General features: G+C 69.4%; 18 protein-coding genes. 5 read left to right on the top strand and 13 right to left on the bottom strand.

The window, feature by feature from the left end; translation table 11 throughout:
- Nucleotides 1-570: 570 nt before the first annotated feature.
- Both D1J51_RS14235 and D1J51_RS14230 read left to right on the top strand, forming a co-directional pair.
- Nucleotides 571-1,077: a helix-turn-helix domain-containing protein gene (locus D1J51_RS14235; RefSeq protein WP_119076270.1), complete on the top strand. Its 507-nt coding sequence runs from the start codon at nt 571-573 to the stop codon at nt 1,075-1,077.
- Nucleotides 1,078-1,080: 3 nt separating this feature from the next.
- Complete coding sequence (locus D1J51_RS14230) at nt 1,081-1,662, top strand: PIN domain-containing protein (protein WP_119076268.1); 582 nt, start codon at nt 1,081-1,083, stop codon at nt 1,660-1,662.
- 8 nt (nt 1,663-1,670) lie between these two features.
- Here D1J51_RS14230 and D1J51_RS14225 read toward each other — a convergent pair whose 3' ends face one another.
- From D1J51_RS14225 to D1J51_RS14195, 7 genes are all read right to left on the bottom strand, one after another.
- Nucleotides 1,671-2,879, bottom strand: coding sequence for a toll/interleukin-1 receptor domain-containing protein (locus D1J51_RS14225; protein ID WP_119076266.1), 1,209 nt, complete (start codon nt 2,877-2,879; stop codon nt 1,671-1,673).
- Between the two features lie 357 nt (nt 2,880-3,236).
- Entirely contained in the window at nt 3,237-3,749 is a 513-nt protein-coding gene (locus D1J51_RS14220; protein WP_119076263.1) for an O-acetyl-ADP-ribose deacetylase, read from the bottom strand.
- Nucleotides 3,750-4,444: 695 nt separating this feature from the next.
- Complete coding sequence (ligD, locus tag D1J51_RS14215) at nt 4,445-5,326, bottom strand: non-homologous end-joining DNA ligase (RefSeq protein ID WP_119076261.1); 882 nt, start codon at nt 5,324-5,326, stop codon at nt 4,445-4,447.
- Nucleotides 5,327-5,329: 3 nt separating this feature from the next.
- The gene (locus tag D1J51_RS14210; protein WP_119076259.1) at nt 5,330-5,527 is read right to left on the bottom strand and encodes a hypothetical protein; all 198 of its coding nucleotides are present in this window, start codon (nt 5,525-5,527) and stop codon (nt 5,330-5,332) included.
- Nucleotides 5,524-5,820 carry a hypothetical protein gene (locus tag D1J51_RS14205; protein ID WP_162903857.1) on the bottom strand — a complete coding sequence of 99 codons (297 nt, stop codon included), beginning with the start codon at nt 5,818-5,820 and terminating at the stop codon, nt 5,524-5,526. Before D1J51_RS14205 ends, D1J51_RS14210 begins: the two co-directional genes overlap by 4 nt.
- A 78-nt stretch (nt 5,821-5,898) precedes the next feature.
- Nucleotides 5,899-6,156, bottom strand: a complete 258-nt coding sequence (locus D1J51_RS14200; RefSeq protein WP_119076255.1) for a hypothetical protein — start codon at nt 6,154-6,156, stop codon at nt 5,899-5,901.
- Nucleotides 6,157-6,310: 154 nt separating this feature from the next.
- Nucleotides 6,311-6,775 (bottom strand): D-alanyl-D-alanine carboxypeptidase family protein, encoded by a 465-nt coding sequence (locus D1J51_RS14195; protein WP_240423303.1) that lies wholly within the window; start codon nt 6,773-6,775, stop codon nt 6,311-6,313.
- A gap of 191 nt (nt 6,776-6,966) precedes the next feature.
- Between D1J51_RS14195 and D1J51_RS14190 the strand changes: the two genes are divergently transcribed.
- The gene (locus tag D1J51_RS14190) at nt 6,967-7,551 is read left to right on the top strand and encodes a YdeI/OmpD-associated family protein (RefSeq protein WP_119076251.1); all 585 of its coding nucleotides are present in this window, start codon (nt 6,967-6,969) and stop codon (nt 7,549-7,551) included.
- A 25-nt stretch (nt 7,552-7,576) separates the two neighbouring features.
- Here D1J51_RS14190 and D1J51_RS14185 read toward each other — a convergent pair whose 3' ends face one another.
- Nucleotides 7,577-8,083: a metallophosphoesterase family protein gene (locus D1J51_RS14185; RefSeq protein WP_119076249.1), complete on the bottom strand. Its 507-nt coding sequence runs from the start codon at nt 8,081-8,083 to the stop codon at nt 7,577-7,579.
- 144 nt (nt 8,084-8,227) lie between these two features.
- Here D1J51_RS14185 and poxB point away from each other — a divergent pair, with 144 nt between their 5' ends.
- Nucleotides 8,228-9,952: a ubiquinone-dependent pyruvate dehydrogenase gene (poxB, locus tag D1J51_RS14180; protein ID WP_119076247.1), complete on the top strand. Its 1,725-nt coding sequence runs from the start codon at nt 8,228-8,230 to the stop codon at nt 9,950-9,952.
- Between the two features lie 72 nt (nt 9,953-10,024).
- Here the strand turns inward: poxB and D1J51_RS14175 are convergent, their stop codons facing one another.
- Complete coding sequence (locus tag D1J51_RS14175) at nt 10,025-10,720, bottom strand: TetR/AcrR family transcriptional regulator (protein ID WP_119076244.1); 696 nt, start codon at nt 10,718-10,720, stop codon at nt 10,025-10,027.
- Nucleotides 10,721-10,770: 50 nt separating this feature from the next.
- Here D1J51_RS14175 and D1J51_RS14170 point away from each other — a divergent pair, with 50 nt between their 5' ends.
- On the top strand, nt 10,771-12,051 hold the full coding sequence (locus D1J51_RS14170) for a nucleotide disphospho-sugar-binding domain-containing protein (RefSeq protein WP_162903856.1): 1,281 nt from the start codon (nt 10,771-10,773) through the stop codon (nt 12,049-12,051).
- Nucleotides 12,052-12,091: 40 nt separating this feature from the next.
- Here the strand turns inward: D1J51_RS14170 and D1J51_RS14165 are convergent, their stop codons facing one another.
- The 4 genes from D1J51_RS14165 to D1J51_RS14150 all read right to left on the bottom strand — a co-directional run bounded on the left by D1J51_RS14165 (nt 12,092) and on the right by D1J51_RS14150 (nt 16,129).
- Nucleotides 12,092-12,997 (bottom strand): SDR family oxidoreductase, encoded by a 906-nt coding sequence (locus D1J51_RS14165; protein WP_119076240.1) that lies wholly within the window; start codon nt 12,995-12,997, stop codon nt 12,092-12,094.
- Nucleotides 12,998-13,110: 113 nt separating this feature from the next.
- Nucleotides 13,111-14,319, bottom strand: coding sequence for an FAD-dependent oxidoreductase (locus D1J51_RS14160; protein ID WP_119076280.1), 1,209 nt, complete (start codon nt 14,317-14,319; stop codon nt 13,111-13,113).
- Nucleotides 14,316-15,029, bottom strand: coding sequence for a methyltransferase domain-containing protein (locus D1J51_RS14155; RefSeq protein WP_119076238.1), 714 nt, complete (start codon nt 15,027-15,029; stop codon nt 14,316-14,318). The genes D1J51_RS14160 and D1J51_RS14155 overlap by 4 nt, the downstream gene beginning before the upstream one ends.
- On the bottom strand, nt 15,026-16,129 hold the full coding sequence (locus tag D1J51_RS14150; protein WP_119076236.1) for a type III polyketide synthase: 1,104 nt from the start codon (nt 16,127-16,129) through the stop codon (nt 15,026-15,028). Before D1J51_RS14150 ends, D1J51_RS14155 begins: the two co-directional genes overlap by 4 nt.
- Nucleotides 16,130-16,173 lie beyond the last annotated feature (44 nt).

Here is a 16,173-nt window from a genome sequence, read left to right as displayed (position 1 = left end):
CGCATAACAGCGGCACCAAACCCCCGGCGATTCATCATCGGCATCGTCCGACTTGCACGGTCGCCGAAAGTGAGGTGAACGGTGCGCGGCCCGCTGCGGTTGTGGTGGTATCGGTGTGCGCGCTGACGAGGAGTCGATACTGGGCGGTCTCCTGACGGCGTTTGCTTCTACGAATGATCAGATCCCTGAGTAGGTCACTATTCAGGTGCATAACCACTCCCGTCACTCTGGAGTTCGCTTCCAGAAGGTTCGCCGAGCCGCGTCGTCGCGGCGCATGCCCAGCCCTCTCACGCCTTCCCGCGGTTCACTCCAACAGGTTGTCACGCGTCTTGCAAGCGTGTGGCGCCACCGTAAGCACCGGCTTCCTGGGGAGGCGAAACTGGCGCACGAGAGGAGCGAAATCTGGTACGGGCGACGGTGGAGCTCCTTGTTTGCAAGAGGCGTGACAATGAGGAGGGTGCGATGAAGTGACCGTTTCGGATCCGTCATTGAACGTCATCCTGAGATGGGGCGTGCTGAACGATTTGCCCGATATGGACGATTTGAGCGTTTTGAGGGATAATGAGTGGCATGAGTACGACGATCAGCCGAACCACAAGGGATCCCCAAGTCGTTGAAGCGCCCCAAGACCTCAGCGAGATGCTGGAGCTTGCCCGCTTTCTCGACAACCACTCGACACCCGCAGTGCTGCTCGGCCCCGACGGTGAGCAGATTCCACTGCCGCTGGCCGCCTATGAGGTGCTCAGGCAAGTTGTCAGTGCGATGGAGCGCGGTGCGTCGGTGAGTGTTGAGCCGATTGATCGACAGCTGACGACGCAGCAAGCGGCTGATCTCCTGGGAGTGAGCCGAAACACACTCGTTCGGCTGCTGGACGATCATGAGCTACCCTTCGAACGGTTGGGGGAGTCGAGGCACCGCCGGCTTCGATTGCATGACGTGCTGGCCTATCGCGAGCGCAAGCGAGCAGATCGACGCAGTCGTTTGGATGAGCTCACACGGCAGGCTACAGAGGATGGTCTGTACGACGTTGATGCAGATTCCTACCGTGAGGCGCTTGCTGAGGCGCGGAGGTCGTAACTGGTGGCAAGGTTCACCGCGTTCCTCGACGCATGTGTGCTGGTGCCGATCGCGCCGTGCGACACGCTGCTGCGTCTGGCCGACTCCGGGGCGTTCCGTCCGCTGTGGTCGGCCCGTGTCGTGGATGAAGCTCTTCGAGCACTCGAACGAATCCATCCCGATGTCGATCAAAGCCGATTCCTGAGCCGATTCCGATCGATGGATGAAGCATTCGAAGATGCCGGTGTCGAGGGTTGGGAATCACTCGAGCAAGCAATCGACCTCCCCGACCCTGATGATAGACATGTCGTTGCTGCGGCGCTCCGTGGCCGAGCGGATGCCATCATCACAGAGAACACCAAAGACTTCCCTCCAACGACCCTGGCGCCTCTCGGGCTTGAGGCCATTCGGCTAGATGATTTCTTGCTCGATCAGTACGATCTCAATCCCTCGGTAACACGCCGCGTTGTTGCAGAACAAGCCGCTGCGATGACGCAGCCGCCAGTCGAACTGGATGTATTGCTATCGAAGTTGGCACGAAGCGGTGCGCGTGAGTTCGCCAAGACTCTAGGCGGCGCAGGAATACTCGAGACTAAATCGTCTTGAGTAGAAAGCTATGCTTTCGAGGGAGACGGCGATTCGTTAAGGCTATCTACGAGGGTCGGCCAATCAGATATTAGCGAAAGGGCATCTCTTACTGATGTAACTCCTCTGCGAGCGGGCCTTGCGGCTTTACGAACAGACGCACTGAGAGCTTCCGGGCCGCGCATCTTCTCCAGCAAGCTATTCAACTGGTCGTCTACAGCCGAGAGTTCTGAAAGTGTTTTGATATTCGGTGCGAGTGAAGTGTAAAGATTGTTTCTTATCTCTTCTGAGCCCGATGCATCGGCAACGCGAACAATCCTCCTCAGGGTAGCGTCGCATCGCCGGGTTGCTTGAAAGAGTTTTGAGCCATGCTGTTCTATTTCCTTCGCGGGATCTCTCATGGCGTTTGCGGCCAAGATCATGTACTTTGTTGCCGCAGCGGGGGACGAAGAAGCATCTTTCGGTGGATCCGGGAGCGTGCCTAGCCCTTGCATGGCTGTTCCAAGCAACTCGGCTTCTCTTGTCATGACCTGAAGGTCTGAATTCATCATTTCACTCAGCTCAAAGAGGCCATCATCATCTTCATCCTCGACCTCATCGTCGGGGTCCTGACGTACGCTCAGGTTTGATGCGCCTGACTGGGCCTCCGTCACTTCTTGGGGCGAGGCCCTTTGAATAGATCGTTCGACAACATCTCTTTCTTTTGCTGCGAGCGTATCTTCTACTTGGGAGGTGACTTGCAGCACTCTTTCCGCGATCTTCAGTACGTTTCGTTTAAATGGAGCGGATGCAGTTCCCTCCACCCATGCTTCTTTGAAGTCCGCGGCTTGATGAGTGCGCACATAGTCAGAAATCTCATCTTCGCCTTCTGGTAAAAGGCTGTCGAAACCCAGCCAGACAACGGGTATGAGAAGAGTTTGCACCTCAAGTTGTCTTGACTGCTCGAGGAACAAGAAGAACTCATCGCGACAGGGTTCTCTTCGCAAATAGTTGCCCGTATATACGGCGACGAAAACGAGCGAGTTGCGAACGCCATTCTCGATCTTTTCTTTCCAGTTCTCGCCGAGTGGAATATCGTCGCGGTCGAGAAATACTTCGGCCGTACGCCCTGACATTCCGGAGATCAGTTGCTTCAATGTCGTCTTTAACGGATCGGCAAAGGAGAAGGCTGCGTCGTCTTCTCGTGCATAGCTGATGAAAACCTGTATCGCAGGTAGGTCGTTCGAAACGTTCGCCATGTATGGACTCTATTTGAGTGTGACCTGAAGCGAAAGACTTGGCCAGGCTTCCCTCCGCCTGAGGCTCGTGGCATGATGCCGGAATTTCAGCGATGAGTCAAGCGGCTGCTGGTTCGACTCGCCTGCAGATCGATTGGGGCGAGTAGTGCGACTTGCAAAGGCAATGAGCTATACCCCTTACCTGCGCGGTGTCGGAAACGGGGTCCTAAACCCCTCTGAGGTGCCCGAGTGGGGTCGTATCAACACGGAGCAACCGGTAGAGTGATGGCGTAAGAACCGCGTAAATCCGCGGATCAAGCGAGTTGCGCGGGGTAACCCGGATCGCCAGAGCCCCTCAGTTGTTCTTGGTTCGAGTCCTCAACTCAGGTCCTCCACCTCCGCTAGCAATAGCCCGTATGCTTCTTCATTGAACGCCGCGAACTGCACATCCTCGACCCGAGTGCTCGCGCTCGTAACCGCTCGCACCGCCACCCGCGCCGCGTCCTCGAGCGGCCAGCCGTAGATTCCGGCGCTGATCAACGGAAACGCGATGCTGCGGGCAGCCAACTCGTCGGCCACCTCGAGCGAGCGCCGGTAGCAGGACTCGAGCAGCGCCCGATCGGTCTGGCCCGCCGTGAAGTTCGGGCCCACGGTGTGCACCACCCACTTCGCGGGCATGAGGCCCGCGGTCGTGTAGCCGGCGTCGCCCGTGGCGAGGCCGTTCGGGAAGCGGGCGATGCACTCCTCGAGCACCGCGGGTCCTCCGGCTCGGTGGATGGCGCCGTCGACGCCTCCGCCTCCGCGCATCCGATTGTTCGCGGCGTTCACGACAGCATCGACCTCGAGCGTGGTGATATCGGCGAGGAGCACCGAGACATGAGGGGAGGGCACGGGGCCATGGTATCCCGGGTGGGCAAGTCCGCCTCTTCCTTATGGCTCTCCGGCCACCTCGTCCTGGCCCGGCACGCCCGTCAAGAGGCTCCACGCGCTGGTGAGCGGGGAGATTGGCATCCCCAGAGCGCACGCGATCTGGCGCACCGCGACGTAGGGGCACCGCTGCGAAGATCGAGATGGAGACGCAACCCCAAGGACCATCCTTACAGTTCGGAGCGGGTCGCGATCCTGCAGGATCCCGCGCGGCTGCCGCTAGTGGAGGGCTCGTGGACGCAGGTTGACTGGGAGCATGGAGGACCGCCACCGCGGCGCCGGAGTTCCAAGGCCCGGGTGCCGAAAGGGCGTTGATCCTGGCGCAGCATCGTCGAGCACCTGCCCGACAGCGGCGGCAAGCCGGACCTGCTGCGGCGGCCCTTCGAACAGCTCAAGCGGGTGCGCCCTGAGAGCGTGCTCGGCGGATAACTCGCGGGAACGCCGATTGCCGAAGAACCGGACGAGCAGGTCGTCCCCATCTTCCCTTCTCCTCCAACCTCAGCCAGCACGAGGCCGTCAGAGCCGCGATCCGGTACCCGTCTCCGTCATCGACCGCTCCCGAAGCGTGACCCGCGCCCCGAAGGCGCGCGGCATCGCGATCGGCGCCGGATGCCGTGGCGGCTGCGGCTCCCGAGACGGGCCGGCCGCGCTCCGGAGCGCTACAGCAGTGCGGCGAGCGGATCGCCCCGCTTCTCCACGCGCCTGAGCACCTCGCGGTACTCGAGCTGGCGCAGGTGCGGAGAGGCGAGCTCGCGCCAGGTGCGGGGCGCGGCGACGGTGGGGCGGATCCTGCCCCTCAGCGAGTACGGGGCGACCGTGGTCTTCGCGGCGCTGTTCTGGCTCCAGTCCACGAACACGCGCCCGGGGCGCAGCGAACGCTTCATCGAGCCGGTGATCTGGTCGGGGTGATCGGCCTCGAGCGACCGCGCGAACTCGTGCGCGGTCGACGAGGCCTCGTCTGAGGTGAGCGTGCCGTCGAGCGCAGCGTACAGGTGGATGCCCGAGCTGCCGCTCGTCACCGGCACGGCGGTGAGCCCGCTGGCGCGCAGCAGGTCCCGCAACAGAAATGCCACCCTCGCGCACTGCGCGAGCGGCACGCCCTCGCCGGGGTCGAGGTCGAACACCAGCCGATCAGGGCGGCCGGGCCGCCCGGAGGCGTCGAAGCGCCACTGCGGCACGTGGATCTCCAGCGACGCGAGCTGGGCGAGCCACACGAGCGTCGCCTCGTCGTTCACCAGCGGATAGGTGTTGACGTGGTCCCGGTGCTGGATGTCGGCCGTGCGCACCCAGTCCGGAGCCGAGCCGCCCAGATTCTTCTGGAAGAACGAATCGCCGCGGCCGTCGGGGCCGACCCCGTCGGGCCAGCGCTTGCGCGTCGCCGGCCGATCCCGGCAGTGCGGCAGCATGGTCTTCGCGATCGCGCGGTAGTAGGCGATCACGTCGCCCTTCGTGGTTGCGGTGGAGGGGTAGAGCACCCTGTCCGTGTTCGAGACCCGGATCCGTCGCCCGCCCACCCGCAGCGCTTGCTCGCGCGTGTCCATTTCTCAGTCTTGACCCGTAGGCGCGTCGACGCGCACGAAGTCGCCGGGCACGGTGCCGTGCGGATCGGATTTGGCGCAGGCGGGGTCGGAGCAGTGCGTCACGTCGGGCACGATGATCTCGGCGCCCTCGGGCACCGTGTTGCCGTCGGGCGAGACCGTCACCGCCTCGGCGCCGCACTCTGCGCACAAGTATCGAGTCATGGGGTGCTCCCTTCCGTGGGGTTCTGTGGGCGCTGCGGGTGCTGGGGTCGCTGGGCGACCTCGCGGAGCAGGGCGAGGGGGTCGATGAAGGATCCGCCAGGCTCGTGACCCGTGACAGCGCAGGTCGCGCCCTGCGAGACCTCGGGCTGCGCGAGACTCACGCCCAGCCCGGGAAACCGCGACGATCGCCTGCCCTCCGGTTCCACAGCCACGGGGACGCCCTCCAGCGGGAACCGCGTCGAAATCTCCTCGGGCAGCTGCTCGGGCGATACGAGTGCGATCGGCTCATCCATGCGTTCACGGTAGGCCTTGTCGGCGCCGCACGGCCACCCCCTGGACAACGCGGACGCGGCGCGCAAGGGGCCTCCGGGTCAGCGGGTGAGCATGAGGGGCGGTTGCGATCGCCCATCGATGCGGGCGACGGTGATCTTGACCTCCGTCACGTCCCTTTCCACCTGGTCGATCCGCGCGGAGAGTTTCATCTGCACCTCGTCGATCCGCGTGGAGAGCTTCATGTCGAGGGCGTCGATCCGCCGCACCACCCACGCGAGGCCCGCGGCCGCTCCGCCGCCGAGCGTTACCAGCAGGCCGAGCGCGCTCAGGATGACAGCGATCGTTTCGTTCGACACGCGAGAGCCTCCTGTCTTCCGGTGCGCTACGGGGCGTGTGAGAACGACTCTACGGCACGCGTGCGCCCGATGAGAGCGGGAGAGTCCGATCTGTGGACAACTCGTTCAGAACCCCGGGAACCCCGCGTTGTGAGCGAAGCGAAGTCCTCCGCTCTCAGCCCATCCGCGGATCCTCGCTCGGGTCGGCGTACTGGGCCGGGCAGCCCTGCTGCACCGCCGCCGGGCGCAACTCGTAGTGCCAGGGCTCGTTCCCGTAGACCTGGCACAGCCCGTACGCGGCGCCCGAGCCGGAGAGCCAGGACACCGCGTCGGAGCCGTCGATGTCGACCGCGTCGCCCGACACGTGGGCTGAGGTCCCGACGGACGCGACCCACCGCGCGGCCTCCGCCTCCGAGCCGTACTCGGCGATCGCCTCGCGCAGCAGCCGGGCCTGCAGCTCCGTCGAGCGCCAGCCGCGGTTGACCGCGAACGCGACGCCGAACGCGCTGGCTCCCTCGGGGAGCACCCCGTCGGCCCCGGTGACGACCCCGACGACGGCGACCGCCGTGAGGAGCAGGCCGGCGACGGCGATCTGGAGCGCTCGGCGACCGGTCCGCGGCGGGGAGGTGAACATGCTCATGCCGCCAGTCAAGGCCGCCCGCCGTTGCATCGGCGTAGGCGATTCTGCATATGCTCCCGACACGCCGCGACTCGTAGCATGGAGGCCATGCGCGTACTGGTGGTGGAGGACGGGCCCTACATAACCGAGGCGATCCGCGACGGCCGCTACGTCGCGCTCACCCGCAAGCAGCTCGCTGTACGATAGACCGGATGGCCTCGTCGCTACCCCCGCTCCTCACCGTTCCCGACGCCGCGGCCTGGCGCGCCTGGCTGGACGCCAACGAAGGCACCTCCGACGGGGTCTGGCTGGTGCTCGCGAAGAAGGGGACGACCGAGCCGACGACGCTGAGCTACGCGCAGGCTCTCGAGGAGGCGCTGTGCAGCGGGTGGATCGACGGGCAGAAGGGGAGCCTCGACGCCGCGACATTCCGGCAGCGGTTCACACCGCGCCGGCGCGCGTCGATGTGGTCGCAGCGCAACATCGGCATCGTTGAGGAGCTGATCGCGCAGGGGAGGATGCGGGATCACGGCCAAGCCGAGATCGACCGGGCGCAAGCCGACGGGCGCTGGGATCGGGCCTATGCCGGATCGGCGAAGGCCGAGGTTCCCGAGGATCTCGCGGCCGCGCTCGCCGCATCCGAGACGGCCGCGACCATGTTCGCGTCGCTGAACGGTGCCAACCGCTACGCGATCCTGCACCGGCTCATGACCGCGTCGAACGCCACCACGCGTAGCAACCGCCTCGCACGGATTCTCGCCATGCTCGAGAGCGGGGAGACGCACCACCCGCAGTGAGAGCGCAACGGCCGAACGAGACGAGTCACCGATCCCGATCCACCGTCACCAGCTCCACCTCGACTTCGCGCCCGTCGACCGTCACCAGCATCATGGTGCAGCGCGGCTGGCGCCGGCGGTCGGTGGGGGAGCCGGGATTCAGGAGCCGCACGCCGCCCGGCGTCACGGTGTCCCAGGGGATGTGCGAGTGGCCGAACACGAGCAGGTCGACGCCGGGAAAGGCGTCGTCCATGCGCTCCTCGCGGCGGCTCGCAGGTCCCGTCTCGTGAATGACGGCCACGGAGAGCCCCTCGACCGTGAACCAGGCCACCTCCGGCAGCCGCGCCCGCAGCTCGGGGCCGTCGTTGTTGCCGTGCACGCCATAGAGCACCTGCGCCCGGGAGTCGAGCAAATCCAGCGTCGCGGCGTCCACCCAGTCGCCCGCGTGCACGACGGCGTCCGCCGTCGAAACGGCGTCGAGCACATCCTGCGGCACCCGCCTGGCACGCGCCGGCACGTGGGTGTCCGCGATCAGCAGCAACGTAGTGGTCACGGTCCCATCCTGCCGCCGCGCGGCACCCCAGGGCAACGCCGCTACCACCGTCGGCACGAGCAGCGCCACCCCACGTGCGCCCCTTGCCCGACCGGCGCCGCCCCGGCAAGGATGGAACCACCGGAGCAGAAAGGCAGGCCCACCATGGTCACCGTCGCACAGAACATCGTCGATACCCTCGCCGCGAACGGGGTGGAGCGCGTCTACGGCATCCCCGGCGACTCGCTCAACGGCTTCACCGACGCGCTGCGCACCTCCGACATCGAGTGGGTGCACGTGCGGCACGAGGAGGCCGCCGCCTTCGCCGCCTCGGGGGAGGCAGCCACCACGGGCAGACTCGCGGTGTGCGCGGGCAGTTGCGGGCCCGGCAACCTGCACCTCATCAACGGCCTCTTCGACGCCAACCGCTCACGAGTGCCCGTGCTGGCGATCGCGGCGCACATCCCGAGCGACGAGATCGGCTCCAACTACTTCCAGGAGACCCACCCGCAGGAGCTGTTCCGCGAGTGCTCCGTCTACGTCGAGCACGTCGCCACCCCGGCGCAGATGCCGCGCGTGCTCCGCATCGCCATGCAGACCGCCATCGAGAAGAGGGGCGTGGCCGTCGTGGTGCTCCCCGGCGATGTCGCCCTGGCCGACGCCGTCGACGAGACCGTCACGACCATCACCCCGTCGCGGCCGCGGGTGATCCCGAGCCAGAGCGAACTCGGCCGCGCTGCCGAGCTGCTCGACGGCGCCAAGAAGATCACGATCCTGGCCGGGGCGGGCGTGGAGGGCGCGCACGACGAGGTCGTCGCGCTCGCCGACCGGCTCGCCGCCCCCGTCGTGCATGCCCTGCGCGGCAAGGAGCGCATCGAGTACGACAACCCCTTCGACGTGGGCATGACCGGCCTGCTCGGCTTCGCCTCCGGCTACCGCGCCATGGAGCAGGCCGACGCGATCCTCATGCTCGGCACCGACTTCCCGTACCGGCAGTTCTTCCCCGAGAAGGCGGTCAAGATCCAGGTCGACGTGCGCGGCGAGAACCTGGGCCGCCGCACCCCGCTCGACCTCGGGCTGGTCGGCGACGTGGGGGAGACCGCGACGGCCCTGCTGTCGCTCCTGAAGCACCGCCGCAGCCGCTCGCACCTCGACGGCTCCGTCGACCACTACCGCAAGACCCGCAAACGCCTCGACGAGCTCGCCACCCCGGCGGGCAAGGGCAAGCCGATCCACCCGCAGTACGTCGCCCGGCTGGTCGACGAGCTCGCGGCCGACGACGCGGTGTTCATCCCCGACGTGGGCTCGCCGGTGGTGTGGGCCGCCCGCTACCTCACCATGAACGGCCGCCGCCGCCTCATCGGATCCTTCAGCCACGGGTCGATGGCCAACGCCGTCTCGCAGGCCATCGGCGTGCAGGCCGCGCACCGCGACCGCCAGGTGATCGCGCTCGCGGGTGACGGCGGGCTCGCGATGCTGCTGGGCGAGCTGCTGACGCTGGATCAGAATGCGCCGCTCCCCGTGAAGATCGTGGTCTTCAACAACTCGTCGCTGAACTTCGTGGAGCTGGAGATGAAGGCCGCCGGGTTCGTCAACTACGGCACGGAGCTGAAGAATCCGGATCTCTCGGCCGTCGCCCGCGCGATCGGCCTGCACGCGGTGCGGGTCGCGGAGTCCGACGAGTTGGAGCCCGCGCTGCGAGACGCGTTCGCGCACCCGGGGCCCGCGCTCATCGAGGTGCTGACGGATCGCCAGGAGCTCTCGATGCCGCCCTCGATCTCGGCCGCGCAGATGAAGGGCTTCACGCTCTACGCGCTGCGCACCGTGCTCTCGGGCCGCGGCGACGAGATCGTGGATCTCGCGAAGACGAACCTGCGGCAGATCCTGTAGGCGAGGCGAGGCGAGGCGGGGCGCCACGCCGCGAGCGCCGGCGCACGACGGGGCGGCGCACGACGGGGCGGCTCACGGGGGGGCGGCGGCGCGCCGCGCGCGCGGAGGACGCGCGGCCGGCGACGCCTCGAGGGCGCCCCGCCACCGCTCGAGCAGGCCGCGCAGCGTGACCTCGAGCCAGCGGCGGTACCGCTCCTCGTGCCACCCCGACCGGGTGACGAAGAACGCGTACGTCTCGGGTCCGACGAGGTGGTTCAGCTCGTCCGTCGCCTGCTCGATCTCGTCGCCGGAGAGCATCCCCCGCTCGACCAGCCACCCGGCCGCCAGCCCGATGTCGGAGCGCCGGCGAGCCTCGAGATCGGACACGGCCTCCGCGGCGAGCGCGTCGGTCTCGGCGGCGACGGTCATCGCCCGCACGAGGCCGGCCGTGCGCGCGTTGGCCTGCGCGACGTAGTCGAGCCACCCCCGCACGGCGTCCTCGGGGTCGCTCCGCGACATGATCTCGGCTATCTGCGGGCGCTCGCTGAGGCTGTGCCGGCCCTCGTCGCCCGCGAACGTGCGCTCGAAGGCCGCGACGAGCAACGCCGCCTTCGAGCCGGCGAGGTGCACGGACTGCACCGAGACGCCGGCTTCCTGGGCGATGCCCTTCTTCGTGGTCGCCGGATACCCCTCGCTTGAGAACAGCGCCGCGGCCGCGTCGAGGATCGCCAGTCGCGTCCGTTCGGCCTCGGCCCGGCGCAGGGGGGATGAGTATTTTCTCGGTGTCACGGGGTTCCTCGAGTATGGTTAGAGTATTAATCTAACGAATGGAGGCCCGTATGGCCACGTATCTGCTCGCCTCCAACCCGATCCACGGCCACGCGGGTCCTGTCCTGCAAACCGCAGCCTACCTGGCGGGGGAGGGGCACGGGGTGACCGTCGTGACCGGGAGCCGGTTTCGCGAGCGCGTCGAGGCGTCGGGATCCCGCTTCATGGCACTGCTCGGTTCGGCAGACTACGACGACCGCCTGCCCGACACCTACCTTCCCGACCGCGAGCGCTATCGGGGCGTGCAGCGGGCCCAGTACGACATCCGCACGATCTTCGTCGAGACCATCCCCGATCAGCACCGCACGATCCGCCAGGCGATCGACGCCGTCTCGCCGGACGCGATCCTCGTGGACAGCGCCTTCGGCGGGGTGCTTCCGATGCTCGCGCGCCCGGGGCGGCGCCCGCCGATCCTCGGCCTCGGCGTCACGCCGCTCACGCAGTCGTCCCGCGTGCTCGGTCCGCACGGGATGGCCCTGCCCCCCGCCGAGGGCACGGTCGGCCGCCTCCGCTACTCCGCGATGAACGCGATCGCACGGCGCGTGATCTTCCGCCCCACCCAGCGGGCGGGGGCGCGGGCGTTCCGCGCGTGCGATGCCCGGCTCTCCGGGTTCATCATGGACGCCTCGCGGCGCTTCGACAGATTCCTGCAGACGGGCCCCGCGAGCCTGGAGTACCGGCGGCCCGACCTCGACGCGAACACGCGCTTCGTCGGTGTGCTCCCGCAGGCGGGGTCGGACGCGCCGATCCCCGAGTGGTGGGGGGAGCTCGACGGCGGGCGCCCGGTGGTGCACGTGACGCAGGGGACCATCGATAATCACGATTTCGGGCGCCTCGTGCGGCCGACGCTCGAGGCCCTCGCCGATAGCGACGTGACCGTCGTGGTCACCGCCGGCGGCCGGCCCGTCGACTCCGTCGGCCCGCTGCCGCGGAACGCGCGGGCCGAGCGCTACCTCTCCTACGACGCGCTCCTGCCGCGCACGGACGTCTTCGTGACCAACGGCGGCTTCGGCGGCGTGCAGGCCGCGCTCGCGGCGGGGGTGCCGCTCGTCGTGGCCGGCGACACCGAGGACAAGCCGGAGGTCGCGGCGCGCGTCGCCTGGACCGGCGCGGGTGTCGACCTCGGAACCGGGGCGCCCGATCCCGCGGCCGTGCGCCGCGCCGTCGAGGCGGTGCTCGCCGACCCGTCTTACCGTTCGAACGCCCGCCGCATCGCCGAGGACGCGGCGGGGCACGATGCGCTCGCCGAGATCGCCCGCCATCTCGCCGACACCCGGATCGGGATCGGGTGACGGCCCCGCCGTCCCCGCCGCGCCGCGATTCGGCGTCGGGTCACGGCGACGGCGTGCCGCCGTTGACGTTGAGGGTCTCGCCCAGCACGTAGCTCGACTCCGGCGAGGTCAGAAAGACGTAGGCGGGCGCGAGCTCGGTCGGCTGACCGGCGCGGCCGAGGGGGGTATCCTTGCCGAACTCCGGCAGCGCCTCCTTCGGCTGGCCGTCGGATACCTGCAGCGGCGTCCAGATCGGCCCCGGGGCGACGGCGTTCACGCGGATCCCGCGCGGTGCGAGCTGCTGAGCCAGCCCCTTCGTGAAGTTGTTGATCGCGGCCTTCGTCGAGGCGTAGTCGAGCAGGTGCGCGGACGGCTTGTAGGCCTGGATCGACGTCGTGTTCACGATCGTCGATCCGGAGGGCATGTGCGGCAGCGCCGCGCGGGTGATGCGGTACATCGCGTGGATGTTCGTCTCGAAGGTCTTCGTCCACTGCTCGTCGGGGAGATCCGCGATGTCCTCCACCGAGATCTGCTTGCCGGCGTTGTTCACGAGGGCGTCGAGACCGCCGAGAGCCTCCACCGCGTCGGCGACGAGGCGCTCGCAGGCGTCGCGGTCGGAGAGGTCGCCGGGCAGCAGCACGGCCCGCCGCCCGGTCTCCTCGATGACCGCCCCGATCTCCTGCGCGTCCGCCTCCTCGGCGGGAAGATACGAGAGCGCCACGTCCGCGCCCTCGCGGGCGAAGGCGATCGCCACTGCCGCGCCGATGCCGGAGTCGGCGCCGGTGATCAGCGCCCTCCGGCCCTCGAGCCGCCCGGTGCCGCGGTACGAGCGCCGGCCGCGATCGGTCCGGGGGACGAGCTCCCGGTCCAGGCCGGGCTCGGGCTGATCCTGCACGGGCGGCGAGATATCGGGGAACCGCGTCACCGGGTTCTGGAATGTCAGCTGATCGGTCGAGTTCTCGTGCATGTCGTCCTCTCCTCTGCGGGTGATCGTCCCCACCATGCTGCGGAGACCCGGAGCGTGCGGCAAGGGCCTGGATTCCCGGCCGCTCATGGCGTAGCCTCACGCGAGACGCCGGATCAGCGGGCGCAGCGCCCGCCCCGCCCCGCGCCCCGGTCGAAGCCCATCGTGTAGGCCCGGGCGGCCAGCCGCGCACCGGGCCCCCGCGCGGCGGCTCCGATCGCGGCGCACAGGGCCGCGTGCGCGCGAGGCGACCGCGGCCGCCCGAGCGCCGTGTTGAGGCCCGCGAGCCGCGCGGCCGCGCGCGCCGACGCCAGGCGATCCCGCTCCCACCGCGCGAGCTCCCGCTCGGCCTCCGAGTCTCCCTCATCGCGCCGCAGCCACCGCGCGAGGGCGGGCGCGAGCGTCGCGGCGTCGAGCAGCCCGAGGTTCATGCCCTGCCCGCCGATCGGGCTCACCTCGTGCGCGGCGTCGCCGATCGCGAGGAGGCGTCCCCTGCGCATCCTCCGCAGCAGCGAGCGCCGGATCCCGAAGGCCGTCGCCGTCCCCACCAGCTCCGCGAGCGCGGCGTCTCCCGACCGCCCGGCGACCGCCCGGCGGAGGCGCTCGGCGCGATGCGCGCCGGTTCCGGCGTCGCGCCCGCCCCCCGCGCCGTCCCACGCGACGAGCCGCCGGCCGCCCCGAGGCAGCGGGAACGACTCGAGCACGCCCGCGGCGTCGAGCGTGACGACGGCGGTGCCCTCGGGCTGACCGGGGGCGTGCGGCAGGTCGGTCATGAGGTAGCGGTCGGTGTAGTCGCGGGCGTGCAGGCCCAGCCGGGGGAGCACCAGGCTCCGTCCCGAGGCGCCGGCCGCCACCACGACGATCCGCGCGCGCATCTCGGTGTCGCGCGCGCCGCAGCCGCTCGCGCGCACCCGCAGCACCGCGCCGCCCGGCACCTCGGCGATGCCCCGCACCTCGGAGCCCCGGTCGGGAGGGGGCGCCGTCGCCTCGAGCGCGGCCTCCGTGACCGCCTGCGGCACCGCAGCGACGAACGGGAAGCGGGAGCCGATCCGGTCGAACCGCACCTCGCCGATCGTACGCCCGCTCGAGCGGGCGATGCCGCGCGGAATGCGGGCGGCGGCGGCGAGGATGCGCTCGGTGGCGCCCGACGGCTCGAGGGCCGCGAGCGCGGGCGGGTGGACGCCGATGGCTCGCGTACCCGGTTCCGCATCGCCGCGGCGCTCGAGGATCACGACGTCGATGCCCCGGCGGCCGAGCTCGCCCGCGAGACAGAGGCCCGCCGGCCCGGCGCCCACGACGACGACGTCGTGCACCGCCGGGCTCACATCGCCGCCCCGCCGCGGCGCACCGCGAGCAGCCGGAACGGGCCCGGCTGCTCCGCCCGCCACCCTTCGGGCAGCCGCGCGGCGAGCTCCTCGCGGGTGTAGCTGCGACGGATGCTGCGCAGCCCGTCGACCCGCAGGAAGGTGCCGGGCGCGAGCGGCACCGATCCCACCGCGAAGGCGGCGTATGCGACGCGACCGCGCGCGATGTCCGAGTGCACGCACAGCCGCGTCGCGAGCGCCTCCGAGTCGGCCAGCACGCCGGCGAGCGGATCCGCGCCCGCGGAGCTCCCGCCCAGGTGGTGGAGCAGGTGGTTCGAGACGACGATGTCGAAGCGCTCGCCGGCCTCGACCAGCTCGCGGCTCAGGGCCCGCCGGAAAGAGACCCCGTCCACGCGCTCACCGGCCCGGGCCGCCTCGAGCGCGCGCGGATCCGGATCGACGCCGACGCCCTCGACCCCGAAGCCGTCTCGCCGCGCGAGCCGCACCAGCCGCCGCAGCACGTCGCCGCCGCCGCACCCGATGTCGAGGATGCGCGCGGTGCCGCCGCCCGCGAGCGCCGGGCGCAGGTGCGAGCGGTAGACCCGCCCCCAGCGGGAGACGACGCGATTGACCACCCGGAACCCCCGCAGCGTGCGGCGCAGGCGATCCGGATCGCAGTCCGGATCGTCCATCAGCTCCGCGAGCCGCTCGTCCCGCGCGGAGAGCCTCACACGGCGCCCCTGCCGAGCGTGAGGCGCGCCGTCTCCACGGTCAGCCCCGGGCCGAAGCAGAGCCCCGCCACGCGGGCGCCCTCGGCGAAGGCGTCGTCGGCGAGGATGCGCTGCAGGATGAACAGGATCGTGGCGCTCGACATGTTGCCGAAGTCGCGCAGCACGGCGCGCGAGTGGGCCATCGCCTCGTCCGGCAGCCCGACGCCGCTCTGCACCCGGTCGAGCACGCTGCGCCCGCCGGGGTGGACCGCCCAGGCGTCGACGTCGGCGTGCGGATCGGCGCCGCTCAGCATGTTCTCGACCACCGCCGCGATCTCGCGCCCGATGATGCGCGGCACCTCGGCGGTGAGCCGCATCTCGAAGCCGCTGTCGCCGATGGTCCAGTCCATGTCGCGCTCGCCCTCGGAGGTGATGGCGGTGGAGAAGCCGTCCACCCGCAGCGCCGCGCGCCCGCCCCTCGGCTCGGCCGAGGAGACGATCGCGGCGCCCGCGCCGTCGCCGAACACTGCCGAGGCTACGATCTGCTCGGGGTCGCTCGACGAGCGGATGTGCAGCGAGCAGAGCTCGGCGCACACGACGAGCACGACCGCGCCCGGGCGGGCGTCGCTGATCGCGGTCGCCGTTCGCAGCGCGGGGAACGCGGCGGCGCACCCCATGAAGCCGATGTGGGTGCGCTCGGCCGTCGGCGGGATGCCCAGCTGCTTGACCAGCAGGTAGTCGGGGCCCGGGGCGAAGAAGCCCGTGCAAGAGGCGGTGACGACGTGCGTCACCTCGGAGGCGTCGAAGCCCGCCCGCTCGAGCGCGTCGCGAGCCGCGGCCGCGTAGAGGGGCGGCGCCTCGCGCCGGTAGACGGCGTTGCGCTCGCCGGTGCTGGGCACGCGCAGCAGTTCGCCGTCGTCCGAGAAGAGCGTGCCGCCCGATCCGATCTCGCCGATCACCGAGTAGCGGGTGTCGATGGCCGACTGGTCGAATGCCGCCCCGATGAGGCGGGCGGTGAGCCGGCCGACACCGGGCTGCGACGCGAAGAAGTCGCGAGTCTTCGGCTGCTCCAGCCGGGCGGAGGGCACAGCGGTGCCGATGGAGAGGATCCTGGTGGGCATGCTTCAATATACGTCGCGAATCCGAGCGCGCGGGAGGGGCTTGA

The sequence above is a fragment of the Leucobacter sp. wl10 genome (genome assembly GCF_003569785.1).
Taxonomy (GTDB): Bacteria; Actinomycetota; Actinomycetes; order Actinomycetales; family Microbacteriaceae; genus Leucobacter.
The sequence above is the reverse complement of the archived record's forward strand: the minus strand, read 5'-3'. Positions and strand labels throughout refer to the sequence as shown.